The sequence below is a fragment of the Pseudomonas sp. Pseu.R1 genome (assembly GCF_045764065.1).
Classification (GTDB): domain Bacteria; phylum Pseudomonadota; class Gammaproteobacteria; order Pseudomonadales; family Pseudomonadaceae; genus Aquipseudomonas.
Map to the genome: position 1 here is coordinate 6,259,928 of NZ_JBJGEE020000001.1, position 19,749 is coordinate 6,279,676.

At 60.3% G+C, this 19,749-nt stretch carries 14 protein-coding genes; 8 read left to right on the forward strand and 6 right to left on the reverse strand.

Features of this window, described 5'->3' with window-relative positions; genetic code table 11:
- Positions 1-8 precede the first annotated feature (8 nt).
- The 5 genes from ACI5GA_RS28415 to ACI5GA_RS28435 all read left to right on the forward strand — a co-directional run bounded on the left by ACI5GA_RS28415 (position 9) and on the right by ACI5GA_RS28435 (position 4,003).
- Positions 9-1,004 carry a zinc transporter ZntB gene (locus tag ACI5GA_RS28415; RefSeq protein ID WP_421425277.1) on the forward strand — a complete coding sequence of 332 codons (996 nt, stop codon included), beginning with the start codon at positions 9-11 and terminating at the stop codon, positions 1,002-1,004.
- A gap of 86 nt (positions 1,005-1,090) precedes the next feature.
- The gene (locus tag ACI5GA_RS28420; RefSeq protein ID WP_404638198.1) at positions 1,091-1,354 is read left to right on the forward strand and encodes a CrfX protein; all 264 of its coding nucleotides are present in this window, start codon (positions 1,091-1,093) and stop codon (positions 1,352-1,354) included.
- 2 nt (positions 1,355-1,356) lie between these two features.
- A complete protein-coding gene (locus ACI5GA_RS28425; protein ID WP_421425280.1) occupies positions 1,357-2,181 on the forward strand; it encodes a mechanosensitive ion channel family protein in 825 nt (274 codons plus the stop codon).
- Positions 2,182-2,270: 89 nt separating this feature from the next.
- Positions 2,271-2,861: an RNA polymerase sigma factor SigX gene (gene sigX / locus ACI5GA_RS28430; RefSeq protein ID WP_404638194.1), complete on the forward strand. Its 591-nt coding sequence runs from the start codon at positions 2,271-2,273 to the stop codon at positions 2,859-2,861.
- 107 nt (positions 2,862-2,968) lie between these two features.
- A complete protein-coding gene (locus ACI5GA_RS28435) occupies positions 2,969-4,003 on the forward strand; it encodes an OmpA family protein (RefSeq protein WP_404638192.1) in 1,035 nt (344 codons plus the stop codon).
- 124 nt (positions 4,004-4,127) lie between these two features.
- Here ACI5GA_RS28435 and ACI5GA_RS28440 read toward each other — a convergent pair whose 3' ends face one another.
- The 4 genes from ACI5GA_RS28440 to ACI5GA_RS28455 form a co-directional block, all read right to left on the reverse strand.
- A complete protein-coding gene (locus tag ACI5GA_RS28440) occupies positions 4,128-5,813 on the reverse strand; it encodes a protein kinase domain-containing protein (protein WP_421425282.1) in 1,686 nt (561 codons plus the stop codon).
- Between the two features lie 10 nt (positions 5,814-5,823).
- Positions 5,824-7,035, reverse strand: a complete 1,212-nt coding sequence (locus ACI5GA_RS28445; protein WP_421425284.1) for a nitrate/nitrite transporter — start codon at positions 7,033-7,035, stop codon at positions 5,824-5,826.
- 332 nt (positions 7,036-7,367) lie between these two features.
- Positions 7,368-7,943, reverse strand: coding sequence for an ANTAR domain-containing response regulator (locus tag ACI5GA_RS28450; protein WP_404638186.1), 576 nt, complete (start codon positions 7,941-7,943; stop codon positions 7,368-7,370).
- 10 nt (positions 7,944-7,953) lie between these two features.
- Positions 7,954-9,162 (reverse strand): CmpA/NrtA family ABC transporter substrate-binding protein, encoded by a 1,209-nt coding sequence (locus ACI5GA_RS28455; protein WP_404638184.1) that lies wholly within the window; start codon positions 9,160-9,162, stop codon positions 7,954-7,956.
- 266 nt (positions 9,163-9,428) lie between these two features.
- On the opposite strand from ACI5GA_RS28455, the gene ACI5GA_RS28460 reads away from it, so the two are divergent.
- Positions 9,429-10,451: a quinone-dependent dihydroorotate dehydrogenase gene (locus ACI5GA_RS28460; RefSeq protein WP_404638182.1), complete on the forward strand. Its 1,023-nt coding sequence runs from the start codon at positions 9,429-9,431 to the stop codon at positions 10,449-10,451.
- Positions 10,452-10,607: 156 nt separating this feature from the next.
- Here the strand turns inward: ACI5GA_RS28460 and rmf are convergent, their stop codons facing one another.
- Positions 10,608-10,823 (reverse strand): ribosome modulation factor, encoded by a 216-nt coding sequence (rmf, locus tag ACI5GA_RS28465; RefSeq protein WP_010223328.1) that lies wholly within the window; start codon positions 10,821-10,823, stop codon positions 10,608-10,610.
- A gap of 589 nt (positions 10,824-11,412) precedes the next feature.
- Here rmf and rlmKL point away from each other — a divergent pair.
- Entirely contained in the window at positions 11,413-13,677 is a 2,265-nt protein-coding gene (gene rlmKL, locus ACI5GA_RS28470; protein WP_404638180.1) for a bifunctional 23S rRNA (guanine(2069)-N(7))-methyltransferase RlmK/23S rRNA (guanine(2445)-N(2))-methyltransferase RlmL, read from the forward strand.
- 146 nt (positions 13,678-13,823) lie between these two features.
- Positions 13,824-15,833 carry a diguanylate cyclase gene (locus ACI5GA_RS28475; protein WP_421425285.1) on the forward strand — a complete coding sequence of 670 codons (2,010 nt, stop codon included), beginning with the start codon at positions 13,824-13,826 and terminating at the stop codon, positions 15,831-15,833.
- Positions 15,834-15,970: 137 nt separating this feature from the next.
- On the opposite strand, the gene metH is transcribed toward ACI5GA_RS28475, so the two are convergent.
- Entirely contained in the window at positions 15,971-19,681 is a 3,711-nt protein-coding gene (gene metH / locus ACI5GA_RS28480) for a methionine synthase (protein WP_421425288.1), read from the reverse strand.
- Positions 19,682-19,749: the final 68 nt, after the last annotated feature.

Here is a 19,749-nt window from a genome sequence, read left to right on the forward strand (position 1 = left end):
GAAAGTGAATGGTTGATGATTCGAATGCGCAGTGGGGCCTGGTGCACGCCCTGGTGCTGGATGGAAAAGGTGGGGCGCGCGCGATCGCTCGCACTGATCTGGATACGCTGCAACTGGCGCCGCACGAAAGCGTGTGGCTGCACTGGGATCGCAGCCATCCTCAAACGCAGACGTGGTTGCGCAGGTCCAGTGGGCTGAGCGAATTCGTCTGCGACCTGATGCTGGAAGAAAACACCCGGCCACGACTGTTGCCATTACCGGAGAACGAGCTGCTGCTGTTTTTGCGCGGGGTCAACCTCAATCCGGGGGCCGAGCCGGAAGACATGGTCTCGGTGCGGATTTTCGCCGAGGCCCAGCGGGTGATTTCGCTGCGTCTGCGCTCACTGCGTGCCACTGACGAGTTGATCGGGCTGCTCACTGAGGGCAGAGGGCCGAAAACCGCCTCAGAATTGCTGGTTTATCTGGCTCAGTTACTCACCGACAAGGTCCAGGCCGTTGTTACTGAGCTAACGGAACTGGCCGACGACATGGAAGAACGCATAGATGCCGACGAACGGTATCTGCCTGAGCATGGCAATATGGTGCATATCCGCCGACGGGCAGCCGGCATGCGCAGATTTCTTGCGCCGCAACGAGACATCTATGCGCAGTTAAGCCGCAGCAAAATGCCCTGGTTCGTCGAGGACGATGCGGATTACTGGAACGAGCTGAACAACAGCCTGACGCGATATCTGGAAGAGCTGGAACTGACGCGTGAGCGTGTGGGACTGGTGCTTGAGGCCGAAGACCGACGCCTCAATGAGCGCATGAACCGAACCATGTATCGCTTTGGGATTATCACCGGGATCTTCCTACCGATGAGCTTCATTACCGGGTTGCTCGGGATCAATGTCGGGGGCATTCCGGGCGCCGACAATACCCATGGCTTCATGCTGGCGTGTGGCTTGATGATCGCGCTCGCCGCCGGGCAAATCTGGCTCTTCAAGCGCCTGCGGTGGATGTAATGGGTAAAAAAGTGGCGTTTCTCAGAGGTGTTGTGTGACTCGTGCACAAACGTTGGCGTCTTTCAGTGACATCACGTGAGGTGCCCATGCACGACCCGTTTGAAGAATCACTGCGAGACATGCTCAATTCGTCGTCCTCCAGCCGGGATGACGACGCGGTTTTGGGGCGCGTCCTGAAAACGGCGAACCGCCAGGTCGGTGCCGGTGACCTGTTCAGCTTGTTCGGTCGCTGTGTGCAGGGCCTGATGATCGCCGTGAACAACGGCTCGGCTCACGTTTCACCTGTTTCCCGTCGTAAGGCGACGATTGCCGGCACTGATGTTTCCAGTGCTCAAGACAAGGCTGATTGAATATGGAATTGGATCTCTGGACACAGAGTCTGGTCACCGCAATGACTGCGTTGTGGACCAAAGTGGCGAACTTCATCCCGAACCTGTTCGGGGCCCTGGTGGTTGTTCTGTTGGGTTTCGTGGTCGCCAAGCTGCTCGATACGCTGTTGTCCAAGTTGTTGGCAAAACTGGGTCTGGACCGTCTGATGGGCGGCACCGGGCTGACTAAACTGATCAGTCGCGCAGGCATTCAAGTGCCCATCTCGACCCTGATCGGAAAGATTGTGTATTGGTTTGTGCTCTTGATTTTCCTGGTGTCAGCGGCAGAATCCCTCGGCCTTGAACGGGTCTCCGCGACCCTGGACATGCTGGCGTTGTACTTGCCGAAGGTCTTCGGCGCAGCATTGGTTCTGCTGGTTGGTGTTCTGCTGGCTCAGGTGGCCAATGGTGTCGTGCGTGGCGCAGCCGAAGGCGTAGGTCTTGATTACGCAGCAGGCCTGGGGCGTGTGGCCCAGTGGCTGGTCATCATCATCAGCATTTCGGTGGCGATCAGCCAATTGGAGGTGAAAACCGACTTGCTGAACCACGTCATCGTCATCGGTTTGATTACCGTTGGTCTGGCGGTTGCGCTGGCCATGGGTCTGGGAAGTCGCGAAATCGCGAGTCAGATTCTGGCGGGTATTTATGTACGGGAGTTGTACCAGGTAGGGCAACAAGTGCGGGTTGGAGAGGTCGAAGGGCAGATCGAAGAGATTGGCACGGTGAAAACCACGCTGCTGACCGATGAGGGAGAACTGGTGAGCTTGTCGAACCGGATCCTGCTCGAACAGCGCGTCAGCAGCCGCTGAACCGGCAAATCTGATAATGTATGCCGCCGCAAAATCCCGGTGAAGCCGGGATGTGGCGGATATTGAACTGACTGTCGGCACACTCTGTTTTGAACAAACCCCAATCGCACTCACTGCGTTACGACCCCCGCGAGCTCTCTGATGAGGAGCTGGTGGCGCGCGCGCACGCCGAGTTGTTTCACGTGACTCGGGCCTACGAGGAGCTGATGCGGCGCTACCAGCGGACACTTTTTAATGTCTGCGCACGCTATTTAGGGAACGATCGCGATGCTGACGATGTCTGTCAGGAGGTGATGCTTAAGGTGTTGTATGGCTTGAAGAATTTCGAGGGGAAATCGAAATTCAAGACCTGGCTCTACAGCATCACCTACAACGAATGCATCACGCAGTATCGAAAGGAGAGGCGAAAGCGTCGCTTGATGGATGCTTTGAGTCTTGACCCTCTTGAGGAAGCGTCGGAAGAGAAGACGCCAAAGCCTGAAGAGAAGGGTGGACTCGATCGCTGGCTGGTGCACGTGAACCCGATTGACAGGGAGATTCTGGTGCTGCGATTCGTCGCCGAACTGGAATTTCAGGAGATCGCAGACATAATGCACATGGGCCTGAGTGCCACGAAAATGCGCTACAAACGGGCACTCGATAAACTACGTGAGAAATTTGCAGGCGTTACCGAAACTTAACTCGGAGCAAATATCTCTAACGGGCAGGCAAGTTCTGATAGACTTGCCGATGAGTTGTCTCTCGATTAGGGAGACTGCTTCACAATCACCAGATGGGGATTTAACGGATGAAACTGAAAAACACCTTGGGCTTGGCCATTGGTACTATTGTTGCCGCAACTTCGTTCGGCGCGCTGGCACAAGGCCAAGGCGCAGTCGAAATCGAAGGCTTTGCCAAGAAAGAACAGTTCGACAGCGCTCGTGATTTTAAAAATAACGGCAACCTGTTCGGCGGTTCTGTTGGCTACTTCCTGACCGACGACGTTGAATTGCGTCTGGGTTACGACGAAGTGCACAACGTTCGCAGCGACAGCGGCCGTAACATCAAGGGCGCCAACACTGCTCTGGACGCTCTGTACCACTTCAACAACCCGGGCGACATGCTGCGTCCGTACGTTTCGGCTGGTTTCTCTGACCAAAGCATCGGTCAAAACGACCGTGGCGGCCGTAACCGCTCCACCTTCGCCAACCTGGGCGCTGGTGCCAAGCTGTACTTCACCGATAACTTCTACGCCCGTGCTGGCGTTGAAGCTCAGTACAACATCGACCAAGGTGACACCGAGTGGGCACCAAGCGTCGGTATCGGTGTGAACTTCGGCGGCGGTTCGAAGAAAGTTGAAGCAGCTCCAGCTCCTGTGGCTGAAGTGTGCTCCGACAGCGACAACGACGGCGTGTGCGACAACGTCGACAAGTGCCCGGACACCCCGGCTAACGTCACTGTTGACGCCAACGGCTGCCCAGCTGTTGCTGAAGTCGTTCGTGTTGAGCTGGACGTGAAATTCGACTTCGACAAGTCGGTCGTCAAGCCAAGCAGCTACGGCGACATTAAAAACCTGGCTGACTTCATGAAGCAGTACCCACAAACCACCACCACTGTTGAAGGTCACACTGACTCCGTCGGTCCTGACGCTTACAACCAGAAACTGTCCGAGCGTCGTGCAAACGCCGTTAAACAAGTTCTGGTTAACCAGTACGGTGTTGGCGCTAACCGCGTGAACTCGGTTGGCTACGGCGAAACCCGCCCAGTGGCTGACAACGCTACTGAAGCTGGCCGCGCTGTTAACCGTCGCGTAGAAGCACAAGTCGAAGCCCAAGCTAAGTAATTAGCCCATGCTTTGCGAAAAACCCGGCCCAGGCCGGGTTTTTCTTTTTCACGGTGCGCCGTGAGGGTGCAGATTGGGAGTGGAGCGGGATTTATACGGTTGGATGTGATTAAACGACGCCGTTTCAGTGCTTGAATAACCAGATCCATAACAACAGATTGATCGCCAGAGAGAGCACTGCAATCGCGCGCCACACCCTGAGGGGTTCGCGCTCCAGCAAAGGTTTGGGGCGTGTGTTCAGTGTCGCCAGCTCGCCCTGCTGCAGTTGCAGCAACCACTCTTCGGCGGTCTCGAAACGCTTTGCAGGATTGGCATGCAAAGCCTGTTGCAGGTGTCGATCCAGCCATTCGGGCATGTCCGGCCGATAGCGGCTCGCGGGGATCGGGTTGGCATAGCGCCGATGCTGGAAGGCTTCGATTTCGCCGTAGGGGTAATGCCCGCACAGCAAGAAATACAGGGTCGCGCTGGCGGCATACAGGTCCAGCGCCGGGGAGGGGCTTGCACCTTCGAAGGCTTCCGGCGCGATATAGCTCGGTGTTCCGGGGACATCCCCCGGGGTGTCGGACGACAGGCCGGGACAGAATGCCAGACCGAAATCCAGCACCCGCAACCCGCCGTCTTCCTCGATCAGCACATTTTCTGGCTTGATGTCACGGTGCACGATGTTACGTCGGTGCAGCAGGCCAATGGCGCCGATCAGGTCGCGCGCCAGGCTCAACCAAGGATTCAGCGCCATCGGACCGCCCTGAGCAAAGACCTGTGCCAGCGTCTGGCCTGGATACTCGCGCATCACGTAGTAAAGATGCTGACGTTCAGGCAGCGGGTGGGTTTCGGGAAAGAATCGCCCGCTGACCCGACGCAGAAACCATTCTTCCATCAGCAGCGCCGAACCTGCTGCAGGGTCATCCTGTCGCGCCTCGGGCAGGGTCTTGAGTCGCCAGGGTTGCCCGTGAGCGTCATGCACCCTGTACATCCGCGATTGCCGTGAGTCGCCCAGTCTCGCCTCGACCTGCCAGCCTTCGAACCGCTGGCCTGCCTTGAGTGCAGGCGGGGTCGGCCATTGTTGCAATTGGGCCAGTGTGTCGCCCAGCCCATCGGCGCCCAAGTGCTCGACTTCAATCAGCAGGGCGGTTGCGTTGTCCCGGCTGCCCGACAGATGGGCTGCCGAGACCAGCGCGCGCACCGCGCTGTCCAGATCATTCTGCTCGTTGAGGACCGAGCGGATTCGCTCGTCACCCAATGTGGCCCAGACGCCATCGCTGACCAGCAGAAGGCGTTCGCCTTCACGCAGTTGGCCGTCGACATAATCCATGACCACATGTTGATCCAGCCCCAGTGCACGTTTGAGGACGTGCTGCATGTCGGGCTGGTCCCAGACATGATCCTCGCTGATGCGTTGCAAATCGCCGTCCAGCCATCGGTACACACGGCAGTCGCCAATGTGGGCGAGGGTAAAGCGGCATCCGCGCAAGACTACCGTGCTGAGGGTGGTCAACAGGTTGTTGGCTTGCAGCCAGCGATTCTGCGCCGACAGCAAGCGGTCCAGCGCCTGGGAAATGCCCCAGGTCTCTGGCGTCGAGTAATAGTCGAGCGCCAGGGCCTGCACTGTCGCCCGTGACGCCAGACCGCCATCCGCGCATTGGCTAACGCCGTCCGCCAGTGCGAACAGGTAACCTTTGCTGGCCGCCAGAGCGGGGGCAGGGGTGACCAATCGCGTGGCGTCCTGATTGTCCGCCCTCGGTCCGCTGGCGCTGTGTTCGGCGAAGCGCAGCTGTAACAGCGGCGCGTTCTGCGAAACGGGGACGTTCATGAAAGCCGGATCAGACACGGGCTGCGGTGACCGCTGCCGAACCCCACGTGGTTCTCCAGCGACGTTTGACGTTCATCAAGCCGAACCAGGCCAGCACGCCGAGCAAAGCGAACAGCCACAACCCCAACTGATAATCGCCGGTATTTTGCTTGATTGCGCCCAAGCCCGCCGCGAGAAGGAAGCCGCCGATGCCGCCTGCCATGCCGATCAGACCGGTCATCACGCCGATTTCCTTGCGAAAGCGCTGTGGCACCAACTGGAACACGGCGCCATTGCCGGCCCCGAGACCGAGCATGGCTGCAACGAACAGTGCCAGCGCCGCCCATGAACTGGGCAGGTTGAAGCCAACGGCTGCGATACAGACGGCAGCGACGGCATACATGCCCGACAATGTGCGGATGCCGCCAAAACGATCCGCCAGTGCGCCGCCCAAAGGACGCATCAGACTGCCGCCGAACACACAGGCGGCGGTGTAGTAACCCGCCGTGACCGGGCTTAGGCCGTACTGATCATTGAAATAGCCGGGCAGGGCGCTGGCCAGGCCGATAAACCCGCCGAACGTGACGCTGTAGAAAAACATGAACCACCAGCTGTCCCGGTCCCCCAGTGCCTTGAAGTAGTCGCCCATGGATTTGGCTTTTGGGCGTTCTGGTGCGTTACGGGCCATCAGAGAAAAGGCGATCAGGGTGATCACCAGCGGCGCGACCGCAAAGCCGAACACGTTGCCCCAACCGAAACTGGCGGCCAGTACGGGGGCGATCAATGCGGCGAATACGGTGCCTGAGTTGCCGGCCCCCGCGATGCCCATGGCTTTGCCCTGGTGTTGCGGCGGGTACCATTGCGAGGCCAGCGGCAGGGCGACGGCGAACGAAGCGCCTGCCATGCCGAGGAATACACCCAGCAGCAGGGCCTGCTCATAGCTGTGAATGCCCAGTTGCCAGGCGCTGAACAGGGCGACAATGACGATGATCTGGCCGATGATGCCTGCCGTCTTGGGCGACAGTTGATCCGCCAGCATGCCCATCAAAAAGCGCAGAAAGGCCCCGGCCAGGATCGGCGTAGCCACCATCAGGCCGCGCTGTTGGGTGGTCAGGTGCAGGTCGGTGGCAATCTGCACCGCCAGCGGGCCGAGCAAGTACCAGACCATGAAGCTCAGGTCGAAATAAAGGAACGCTGCAAAGAGCGTGGGTTTGTGGCCGGCCTTCCAGAAACTCGTATTCATGTCGCACCTCATCTGCAGGAAATCGTTGTCGGTGGCCAAGTCGCTGAAGCTGCTTGTACCTCCACGGGTCAGGTCTTGCAGGTGGAGCGGCCCACGGCGCTCCACCCGGCCCGTTTCGGGGCCAAAACGAAAAGACGTCGCCACCCGATTCGCGCAGGGCAAAAAGGGTGAGCGACGTCTTTGTCGTGAGTGGGGTAACCGCCGTTGGCTACCTGTGTGTTGCAATAAGCAGAATAAGCAAAAGCTGGGCCAGAAGGTCCATGTTTATGCTTCTGGCCGAAGGCCGTAAGCGCGGCGCTTGCCCAGAATCAAAAGCCAGGGCTAACGAGCGGTCAGCCCAACAACTCATTCATCGCAATAATCTGCTCGGCCACCTGAATCAGCTTTTGCTGACGACTCATGGCCTGTCTGCGCATCAGGGTGTAGGCCTCTTCTTCGTTGCAGTTCTTCATTTTCATCAGCAGGCCTTTGGCCGTCTCGATGCGTTTGCGTTCGGCCAGTTGCTGATCCCGGGCGTGCAGTTGCGCGCGCAGGTCCTGATCGCTTTCAAAACGCGCCATGGCCACGTCGAGAATGGGCTGTAAGCGCTGTGCGTGAATGCCTTCGACGATGTAGGCGCTGACCCCGGACTTGATCGCCTGGCGCATCACGCCGGGATCATGCTCGTCGGTAAACATCACGATCGGTCGGGGTTGGTCACGGGTGACCAGCACCACCTGTTCCATCACGTCGCGGCCAGGGGATTCGGTGTCGATGAGGATGACGTCCGGGCGCACGGCTTGCACCCGCTGGGGGAGGTCGATGATCAGCCCGGACTCGTCGATCACCTCGAAACCCGCTTCAATCAGCGCAGCTTTCAGGCGGCCGACTTTTTTCGGCGTGTCGTTGATCAGCAGGATGCGCAACATATCCCGCCCCTCAGCCTTGGTTGATGTCAGGCGCGGCGTCGGCCAGCGCATGCAGTTTGAAGCCGTGGGCATAGCCCACCGGGTCACTGCCGTCCCACACCTTACCGTCGATCAACTGGCTGCTGCGCATGGGCGAAGCAGGCACCTTGATGTTCAGTGCTTCGGCGGCCTGGCGGTAAAGATCGAGTTGCTGCACCTGACGTGCGATGGCGTGATAGTTCGGGTCTTCGCGCAACAGGCCCCAGCGACGGAACTGGGTCATGAACCACATACCGTCGGACAGGTACGGCATGTTCACCTCGCCGTTACGGTGGAAGCTGACCCCGTGGTGATCCTGCCAATGATGGCCCAAACCGTCGGTGTACTGTCCCAGCAGACGGCCCTCGATGTCCTCCACTGGCGCGTTGACGTACTCACTGCCGCCGAGCATCTGCGCGGCACTGCGGCGGTTGTCGAGGTTCTCTTCAATGAAACGGCTGGCATCGAGGACCGCCATCACCAGTGCCCGCGCGGTATTGGGGTATTGCTGGACGAATTCCAGGCTGCAACCCAGCACTTTTTCCGGGTGGTCGGGCCAGATGGTCTGGCTGGTGGCCAGGGTGAAGCCCAATCGCTGATTGACGGCCCGGGCGCCCCATGGTTCGCCGACGCAATAGCCGTCGATACGCCCGGCCTCAAGGTGTTCGACCATTTTCGGCGGCGGCACGACCACGCTGTTGACGTCCTGAAGCGGGTGAATGCCCTGGCTCGCGAGCCAGTAATACAGCCACATGGCGTGGTTGCCAGTGGGCAGGGTCTGGGCGAACGTCAGTTTTGTCCCGCTTTGGTGCGTGCATCGATCCAGTGCTTCAGGAGTGACCACACCTGCCGCTTGCAGTGCAGCGGAGAGGTTGATGCTCTGGCCATTCTGGTTCAGGCCCATGAGCACGGCCATGTCTTTGGCCGCCACGCCTAGGCCCAGTTGGGCGGCGTAGACCAGACCGTACAGGCTGTGCGCCGCGTGCAGTTCGCCATTGACCAGGTTGTCGCGCAGGCTGCTCCAGGAGGTTTGCCGACGCAATTGGATGTTCAGGCCATAAGGCTGAGAAAAGCCTTGGGTGGCGGCGACGATCAGAGACGCGCTGTCCGTCAGCGGCATGAAGCCGACATCGATACTGCTCAGTTCCGGCGCATCGCTGCCGTTGACCCAGGCCAGTGAGGTGTTGAGGCTGTCATTCATGGTTGTTGTTCCGCATGAAGGCGTGTGCGAAGCACTGGGCCTTCCATAAAAAAACGCCGCAACCCTCCGGGTACAGACCAGGACGGTGACGACGTCATTGTCGGGTGCGATCCGCCGTTGGACCGCACGCTATACCTTGACTCAAGCAAGCCATATGCCAGTGAAGCGGTGCATTCGCGCAAACTTCACGACATGCCTCGCGCTCCACCCTTGCCCCCGTCTATAATCCGCCGCTGACTTCAGCCTCAAACGAGCCGCGCCCGCCCATGTATAACCTGGCCCGCCAGTTACTGTTCAAACTCTCCCCGGAAACCTCCCACGATTTGTCCATCGACTTGATCGGTGCGGGTGGTCGGCTGGGCCTCAACAGCCTGTTCACCAAGGCGCCTGCGCGGTTGCCGGTGACAGTCATGGGCCTGCAGTTTCCCAACCCGGTGGGGTTGGCGGCCGGTCTGGACAAGAACGGCGCGGCCATCGACGGCTTTGCCCAGTTGGGTTTTGGCTTCGTCGAGATTGGCACCGTGACCCCACGCCCACAGCCGGGCAATCCAAAACCACGGATTTTCCGTCTGCCTCACGTCGAGGGCATCATCAACCGCATGGGCTTCAACAACCTGGGCGTCGACAATCTGGTCAGCCGCGTGCAGGCCGCCAAGTATGACGGTGTACTGGGCATCAACATCGGCAAGAACTTCGACACGCCGGTCGAGCGCGCCGTGGACGACTACCTCATTTGTCTGGACAAGGTCTACGCCCACGCCAGCTATGTCACCGTCAACGTCAGCTCGCCGAACACGCCGGGCCTGCGCAGCCTGCAATTCGGTGATTCGCTCAAGCAATTGCTCGAAGCCCTGCGCGTACGTCAGGAAGCCCTGACCCACACTCACGGCAAGCGCGTACCGCTGGCGATCAAGATCGCGCCGGACATGAGCGACGAAGAAACGGCGCTGGTGGCCAGCGCCCTGCTCGAATCGGGCATGGACGCGGTAATCGCCACCAACACCACCCTGAGCCGCGAAGGCGTCGAAGGCCTGCCCCATGGCGACGAGGCGGGCGGCCTGTCGGGTGCGCCGGTGCGCGAGAAGAGCACCCACATCGTCAAGGTCCTGGCGGGAGAGTTGGGCGGCAAACTGCCGATCATCGCCGCAGGCGGGATCACCGAAGGCAAGCACGCTGCCGAGAAGATCGCGGCCGGTGCCAGTCTGGTGCAGGTGTATTCGGGCTTTATCTACAAGGGGCCGGCGCTGATTCGCGAGTCGGTCGATGCCATTGCGGCGATGGGCCGGTAAGGCGCTCGAATAAAAAGAGGGGTTCCGGAATGGAACCCCTCTTTGGGCGCTTGCCCGCCGTCCGGATGGGACGTGCATGGTGCGGTGGTGAAGCGAATCTGTTTGTAAATTCTCGTAAGAAACCTTATTGAGTCGGGTTACCTGTGTTGTGGTGTGTCAGCCGACCGCGTGAAGTTCGTTGAGTCTGTGGATACCCGCAGTGCCGGTCATACCGTCCCAGTTGTCGCCGCGTCCTTCTCGCCAGCCGTTGATCCAGGCTTGACGTACTGACGGTAGAGTAAATGGGCAAAGCTCACGGGATTTTCCAGTTACGCCGTATTGATATCCGCGCGAAAAAGCTCTTTCCAACGGATCACGCTTAAGTCTTCTCATAGGGTGTTGCCCTCGTCTGTTGACTGTTATGTCCTTGGAGACCTCAGGTTGAGGTCGGGCAGAAATCTTCTGCCGTTTCGGTGCCCGCTGCCGGCGTCGCGGGCGTGTACCACCGTCGTTGCGTCGGTGGCCTGAGATGATTTCTAACCAATGCACCGGACGCTGTGAATGACCGTTTTGTCATAAGAACGTAACCGGTGGAACTTTAAGACCATAAGCGTTGAAGCGTTTCGAGTGTAATTTTTTCGCGAAGGCCCCTGATACGAGGGTCTTCATGCATTTTGCGACTCGTTCTCATGAACGGCTGATGGCTGATTGACGTCAGATTTAAAACGACGAAGGGTCAGTGATGTGACTTTTTATTACCGCCGTTGTCGTGCTGAATAGTGGTTTTTTAATATCAGTTTTCAACATCCATGTGCCTGTCGGAATGTTCTGACAGGCATTACTGCCGCTTTCGACTTGTATCGTTGCGGCGAATAGGCACAACCGGTGTGCCACGCAGGCGTTCTCCACGAAAGACGCCTGTTTTGAATCGGGCCGGACAATGCGTTGTCCCGCCACACAAGCCCAAGGCTCTGGAATCCTCATGTCGGACCGCTACGAACTCTTCCTCACCTGTCCCAAAGGCCTTGAAGGCCTGCTCGCCGAGGAAGCCACTGCGCTTGGCCTCGAAGACACCCGCGAACACACCTCGACCATTCGGGGCAGCGCCGACATGGAAACCGCCTATCGGCTGTGCCTGTGGTCGCGCCTGGCCAACCGGGTGCTGTTGGTGCTCAAGCGCTTCCCGATGAAGAATGCCGAGGACCTGTATCACGGCGTACACGACATCGATTGGGCGGACCATCTGGAACCAGACGGCACCCTGGCCGTGGAGTTCAGCGGCCATGGCTCGGGGATCGACAACACCCATTTCGGCGCGTTGAAAGTCAAGGACGCCATCGTCGACAAGCTGCGCACCCCTGACGGGGCGCGACCCTCCATCGACAAGCTCAACCCGGACCTGCGGGTTCATCTGCGTCTGGACCGGGGCGAGGCAATTCTCTCGCTGGACCTGTCCGGCCACAGCCTGCACCAGCGCGGCTATCGCTTGCAGCAGGGCGCCGCCCCGTTGAAAGAAAACCTCGCGGCTGCCGTACTCATTCGTTCCGGCTGGCCGCGCATCGCTGCCGAAGGCGGGGCGCTGGCTGACCCGATGTGCGGCGTGGGCACGTTCCTCGTCGAAGCGGCGATGATCGCCGCCGATATCGCGCCGAACCTCAAGCGCGAGCGTTGGGGCTTTTCGGCCTGGCTCGGTCACGTACCGGCGCTGTGGCGCAAGCTGCATGATGAAGCACTGGCCCGTGCCGAGGCGGGGCTTGCCAAGCCGCCGCTGTGGATTCGTGGTTACGAGGCCGATCCGCGTCTGATTCAGCCGGGGCGCAACAACGTCGAGCGCGCGGGGCTGTCGGAATGGATCAAGATTTATCAAGGCGAAGTCGCGACCTTCGAGCCGCGTCCGGACCAGAACCAGAAAGGCCTGGTGATCTGCAACCCGCCATACGGCGAGCGTCTGGGCGATGAAGCGAGCCTGTTGTACCTCTATCAGAACCTGGGCGAGCGTCTGCGTCAGGCCTGCCTGAACTGGGAAGCGGCAGTGTTCACTGGCGCGCCGGATCTGGGCAAGCGCATGGGCATCCGCAGCCACAAACAATACGCGTTCTGGAACGGCGCCTTGCCGTGCAAACTGCTGCTGATCAAGGTGCAACCGGATCAATTCGTGACCGGCGAGCGTCGTACCCCCGAACAACGTCAGGCCGAGCGTGAGCAGGCGGCCTACGACCAGCTGCCGGACGTGGCGCAGGAGCGCAAGCTCAACAAGAACGGCAACCCGATCAAGCCAGCCCCGGCCCCGGTGGTCGAGCAGCCGCGTTTGAGCGAAGGCGGGCAGATGTTCGCCAACCGCCTGCAAAAGAACGTCAAGGCCATGGGCAAGTGGGTCAAGCGCGAAGGTATCGATTGCTATCGCGTCTACGATGCCGACATGCCGGAGTACGCCATGGCCATCGACCTCTACCACGACTGGGTTCATGTTCAGGAGTATGCAGCGCCCAAGTCGGTCGACCCGGAAAAGGCCTCGATCCGCATGTTCGACGCGCTGGCGGCCATCCCTCAGGCGCTGAACATCGACAAGAGCCGCGTAATCGTCAAACGCCGCGAGCGCCAGAGCGGGACGAAGCAATACGAGCGTCAGAGCGCTCAGGGCAAGTTCAACGAGGTCAGCGAAGGCGGCATCAAGCTGCTGGTCAACCTGACCGATTACCTCGACACCGGTCTGTTCCTCGATCACCGCCCAATGCGCATGCGTATTCAGCGTGAAGCGGCAGGCAAGCGCTTCCTCAACCTGTTCTGCTACACGGCCACCGCCTCGGTGCACGCGGCCAAGGGCGGCGCGCGCAGCACCACCAGCGTCGACCTGTCCAAAACCTACCTGGATTGGGCACGTCGCAACCTGTCGCTCAACGGATTTTCGGACAAGAACCGTCTGGAACAGGGTGACGTGATGGCTTGGCTGGAAAGCAGCCGCGACGAGTACGACCTGATCTTCATCGACCCGCCGACCTTCTCCAACTCCAAGCGCATGGAAGGGGTGTTCGACGTGCAGCGTGATCAGGTGCAATTGATCGACCTGGCCATGGCGCGTCTGGCCAGCGGCGGCGTGCTGTATTTCTCCAACAACTTCCGCAAGTTCCAGTTGGAAGAGAACCTGTCGCAGCGCTACGCGGTCGAGGAAATCACTGCCCAGACCATCGATCCGGACTTCGCCCGCAATGGCAAGATTCACCGCGCCTGGAAGATCACCGCGCGTTGAGCCAGAAGCAAACCGCTTCAGAGCCGGCCGTTGACTGCGGCATCTGAAGCGGGCGACACGTAGCACTAGGCAAACTAATGGCGAATGGCTATAAGTGAAGTCTGGCCACGTGTCGCGGCAACACTGTGGCGCCTTGAGTGCTGTTTATGTCGTCTAACCGGACCCATGCCAAGATCCTTGGCCTGATCAGTGAAGACACCTCGTCCTGGGTGGTGGCCGCGCTTGTATTTTCCGCAGGCGCGATGCTGACGGCATTGCTGGCGCTGGCCAATGTCGAGGTGTATCAGCGTCAGCTGCGTCAGCGTTTCGAGTTGCTGGCGGCCGAGCGGGTCAGTCGTATTCAGGATCGCCTGGAAGGGCAAATTCGTCGCCTGGACGGCCTGCGCCGGTTCTTCGTCTATTCCGATGATGTCTCCGAAGAAGAATTCAACGGCTTCGCTCATCCGCTGCTGATCCTCACGCAAGCCTATTCCTGGGCGCCCAGACTGGCCGACGCCGAGCGCGCGCAGTTCGAGCGACAGGCCCGTGATGGCGGGCACGCCGATTATTCCGTTCGCGAACTCAAGGGTGACAGCGGGCTGGCGGTGGCGAGTGTGCGCCCGGTGTATTTTCCGGTGCGTTTTACCCAAAGCCGCAGCACCGTTCCATTGCCCTTGGGGTTTGACGTGAACTCTGAAAGCGTGCGCCGTACGACCTTGGAGCGGGCGTTGCGTTCCGGTGGCATGGCCGCGTCTCCGCGCATGGAATTGGTGGGGCTGGAGTCTGAAAACCGCCAAGGGGTGCTGCTGGTGACGCCGGTGTTTCTGCGTGCCCACGCAGGCATTGCCGAGCCGGGTGCGCTGAAGGGTTTCTTGATGGCGGTGATCAGCCTGCGCAAGATGATGACCGAAGGCTTGCCGCCCATCGAGCAGGACAACCTGGCGCTGACCCTTCAGGACATCACCTTGGCGCAGGAGCCTGAAGCGCTTTATCAATCGGACGCCGCGCCGGTCGACAGCGATCTGCTCATCACCAAGACCCTCAATTTTGCCGGTCGCAGTTATCAATTGCAGGTGCGGCCCACGGCGGTGTTCGTCGGCGCCAATCCGTCGTCCAACGACAGCGTGGTGATCCTAGGCGCGCTGCTCAGTTTCATGCTCAGCGCCTTGTTGTATGTCCTGATCAGCCAGCGGCAGCGCGCCATTCGGCTGGTCGAGCAGCGCACGCTGCAACTGCGCCAGCGCGAGCAACAACTGCGCAGTGCTCACAGTCAGTTGAGCAACGTGCTGGACGCCACGACGCAGGTGGCAATCATTGCCACTGATCTCAATGGTGTGATCACCACGTTCAACATCGGCGCCGAAAAGATGCTCGGCTACGACAGCGCCGACGTCTGCGGCATCCTGACGTTGCGCCAGTTGCACCTGCCGTCGGAGCTGGCGCAACATGTCTGCGAGCTGAGTCAGCGCTACGGGCGGCCGGTCGAAACCTGCGACGCGATGCTGGTCGAGGCGGTCGAGGAGCACAGCCATCAGGCCAACGACTGGACGTTCGTGCGCCATGACGGCAGCCACCTGCGGGTCAACATGCAAGTCAGCCCGGTGCTGGACGAGCACAACCAGTGGGTGGGCTATCTGGCGGTGTGCGTGGACATAACCGAGCGCAAGCGCGTGGAAGAGGAGTTGCGCACGATGTCGGTGACCGACGCGCTGACCGGGCTCTACAACCGGCGCTACTTTCAGGAACGCCTGCAAACCGAAATGCTGAGGGTGGAGCGACACGGCGGGACCTTCGCGGTGGTCATGCTCGATATCGATCACTTCAAGTGCATCAATGACCAGCTGGGCCACGCCGTGGGTGATCACGTGCTGCAAGCGATTTGTCAGCGGTTGTGTCATCGCCTGCGCCGCAGTGACGTGTTCTGTCGGCTCGGTGGCGAAGAGTTCATGGTGCTGTGTCCGGACACCGACGGCGATCAGGCCTACGCGCTGGCCGCCGAGCTGTGGGCGGCCTTGCGCGCCGAACCGGTGGATGGTGTGGGTCGGGTCACGGCCAGTTTCGGAATTGCCAGTTGGCGTGAAGGCGAGGGTGGCGATGCGTTGTTACTGCGCGCCGATTCCGGGGTCTACGCCGCAAAGATGGGTGGGCGAGACCGGATCGAACCTGAACTGCCCTGACTTTCATCAACGATGCAGGCCGCAAGCGGCCATGTGCCGTTGCCGCATGGCTCGCCTGCGGTGGCGTTCATGAAGTCGCCACCGCCGACAAGCGCAACGCCGCCCGGCCTTACGGCTACAGGGGGCGGCGGCGTGACTTACTCGTCATACCCCAGATTCGGCGCCAGCCAGCGTTCGGTCACGCGCATTTCCTGGCCTTTGCGGGCGTTGTAGCTTTCCACCTGGTCCTTGTCGACCTTGCCCACGGCGAAATATTGCGCCTGTGGGTGGGCGAAGTACCAGCCGCTGACCGCTGCCGCCGGGAACATCGCGTAGTGCTCGGTGAGGAACACGCCACTGATGCCGGGTTTGCCATCGCCCTGGGTCGGATCAAGCAGGTCGAACAGCACACCTTTCTCGGTATGGTCCGGGCAGGCCGGGTAGCCGGGGGCAGGGCGGATGCCGACGTATTGCTCCTTGATCAGCGCTTCGTTGTCCAGGTGCTCGTCCTTGGCATAACCCCAGTAGGTCTTGCGCACTTCTTGGTGCAGCCATTCGGCGCAGGCTTCGGCCAGGCGGTCGGCCAAGGCTTTGACCATGATCGCGTTGTAGTCGTCACCCTTGTCCTGATAGGCCTTGGCGACTTCCTCGGCACCAATGCCTGCTGTGGTGATGAAGCCGCCCACGTAGTCGGTCACGCCACTGTCTTTCGGCGCCACGAAGTCGGCCAGCGAGAAGTTCGGCTTGCCGTCAGTCTTGATGATCTGCTGGCGCAGGTGGTGCAGCTTCGCCAGCGGCTGGCCGTTGTCGTCGAGCAGTTGAATGTCGTCGTGATCGACCTGATGGGCCGGCCAGAAGCCAAATACGGCGCGGCTGCGAATCAGTTTTTCGTCGATCAGCTTGCGCAGCATGTCCTGTGCGTCCTGGAACAGCACGGTCGCCGCTTCGCCCACCACTTCGTCGGTGAGGATGCGCGGGTATTTGCCGGCCAGATCCCAGGAGATGAAGAACGGCGTCCAGTCGATGTAATCCACCAGCACGTTCAGGTCGATGTCTTCCAGCACTTTGGCGCCCGTGAAGGTCGGTTTGACCGGCGCATAGCTGGCCCAGTCGAATTGCGGCTTCTTGGCGATGGCGGCGCTGTAGCTCAAGCGCTCGGTTCGGGCGCTGCGGGCTGAGGTACGTTCGCGGACTTCGATGTATTCCGCGCGGGTTTTCTCGATGAAACCGGCTTTCAGGTCCTTGGACAGCAGTTGCGTGGCCACACCGACGGCGCGGGAGGCGTCGGTGACGTAAACCACTGCGTCGTTGCTGTATTTGGGCTCGATCTTCACCGCCGTGTGGGCTTTGGAGGTGGTCGCACCGCCGATCATCAACGGCAGGTGGAAGTCCTGGCGCTGCATTTCGCGGGCCACGTGCACCATCTCATCCAGCGACGGGGTGATCAGGCCGGACAGGCCGATGATGTCGCATTTCTCTTCCTTGGCCACTTGCAGGATTTTCTCCGCAGGCACCATGACGCCCAGGTCGACGATGTCGTAGCCGTTACAGCCCAGCACCACGCCGACGATGTTCTTGCCGATGTCGTGCACGTCGCCCTTCACCGTGGCCATGAGGATCTTGCCCTTGGCTTCCGGCTTATCGCCTTTTTCCGCTTCGATGAACGGAATCAAGTGCGCCACGGCCTGTTTCATCACGCGGGCGGATTTGACCACTTGCGGCAGGAACATCTTGCCCGAGCCGAACAGGTCGCCCACCACGTTCATGCCCGCCATCAACGGGCCTTCGATCACTTCGATCGGGCGTGCGAAGGTCAGGCGCGACGCCTCGGTGTCTTCGACGATGTGGGTGGTGATGCCCTTGACCAGCGCGTGCTTGAGACGCTCGTTGACCTCCCAGTTGCGCCACTCTTCGGTTTCCGCTTCCTTGACCGAGCCGTCGCCCTTGAACTCATCGGCGATGGCCAGCAGCACCTCGGTGCCGTCGTCAGTGCGATTGAGCACCACGTCTTCCACGGCGTCGCGCAGCTTGACCGGGATCTCGTCGTAAATTTCCAGCTGACCGGCGTTGACGATGCCCATCGTCAGGCCGTTGCGGATCGCGTGCAGCAGGAACACCGAGTGGATCGCTTCACGCACCGGGTTGTTGCCGCGGAACGAAAACGACACGTTGGACACGCCGCCGGAGGTCAGCGCGTAGGGCAGTTCGTCGCGGATGTAAGCACAGGCATTGATGAAGTCAACGGCGTAGTTGTCGTGCTCTTCGATGCCGGTGGCGATGGCGAAGATGTTCGGGTCGAAGATGATGTCTTCCGGCGGGAAGCCCACTTCATCGACCAAAATGTCGTAGGAGCGTTTGCAGATTTCCTTCTTGCGCGCTTCGGTGTCGGCCTGACCGGCTTCGTCGAAGGCCATCACCACCACCGCCGCGCCGTAGCGCTTGCACAGTTTGGCGTGATGGATGAACTGCTCGACGCCTTCTTTCATGCTGATCGAGTTGACGATGCCCTTGCCTTGAATGCACTTGAGGCCGGCTTCGATCACATCCCATTTCGAGGAGTCGATCATGATCGGCACGCGGGAGATGTCCGGTTCACCGGCAATCAGGTTGAGGAAGGTGATCATCGCCTTCTTCGAATCCAGCATGCCCTCGTCCATGTTGATGTCGATCACCTGGGCACCGGCTTCGACCTGTTGCAGGGCGACTTCCAGCGCTTCGGTGTAGTTGTCTTCACGGATCAGGCGGGCGAACTTGGCGGAACCGGTGATGTTGGTGCGCTCGCCGACGTTGACGAACAACGAGCTGCGATCAATGGTGAACGGCTCAAGGCCCGACAGGCGACAGGCTTTCGGGATGTCCGGAATGGCGCGCGGCGCGTACTTGGCCACGGCGTTGGCGATGGCCTTGATGTGCGCAGGGGTGGTGCCGCAGCAACCGCCGACGATGTTGAGGAAGCCACTCTGGGCGAATTCTTCGACGACCTTGGCCATCTCCGCTGGAGATTCGTCGTACTCACCGAATTCGTTCGGCAAACCGGCGTTCGGGTGAGCGGAGACCTGGGTGTCGGCTTTGTTCGACAGTTCTTCGAGGTACGGACGCAGTTCGCTGGCGCCTAGGGCGCAGTTCAGGCCCACGGAAATCGGCTTGGCGTGACGCACCGAGTTCCAGAATGCTTCGGTGGTCTGGCCGGAGAGGGTGCGGCCCGAGGCGTCGGTGATGGTGCCGGAGATCATGATCGGCAGCTCGAAACCGATTTCTTCGAACACGCCTTGCACGGCGAAGATCGCGGCCTTGGCGTTGAGGGTGTCGAAGATGGTTTCGATGAGAATCAGGTCCGCGCCGCCTTCGATCAGGCCCTTGGTGGCCTCGGTGTAGTTCTCCACCAGTTCATCGAAGGTGACGTTGCGGTAGCCGGGGTTGTTGACGTCAGGCGACAGCGAGCAGGTGCGGCTGGTCGGACCGAGTACGCCCGCGACGAAGCGCGGACGATCCGGGGTTTCCAGGGTCTTGGCGTCGGCGACCTGACGGGCCAGGCGCGCGCCTTCGACGTTCAGTTCGTACACCAGCGCTTCCATGCCGTAGTCGGCCTGAGACACCTGCGTGGCGTTGAAGGTGTTGGTTTCGAGAATGTCGGCGCCCGCGTCCAGGTACTCTTTTTCGATCGCGCCGATCACGTCGGGGCGGGTCAGCACCAGCAAATCGTTGTTGCCCTTGAGGTCGCTCGGCCAGTCAGCGAAGCGCTTGCCGCGGTAGTCTTCTTCCTCCAGACGAAAGCTCTGGATCATGGTGCCCATGCCGCCATCAAGGATCAGGATGCGCTCCTTGAGTGCTTGATGAAGTGCTTTAAGACGCGCGTTGCGATCTGACATAGGGCTACCCGGATGAAGAAAAACGAAAAAGGTGACGATGAAAGGTGCGAAATGATACCAAACCTGTA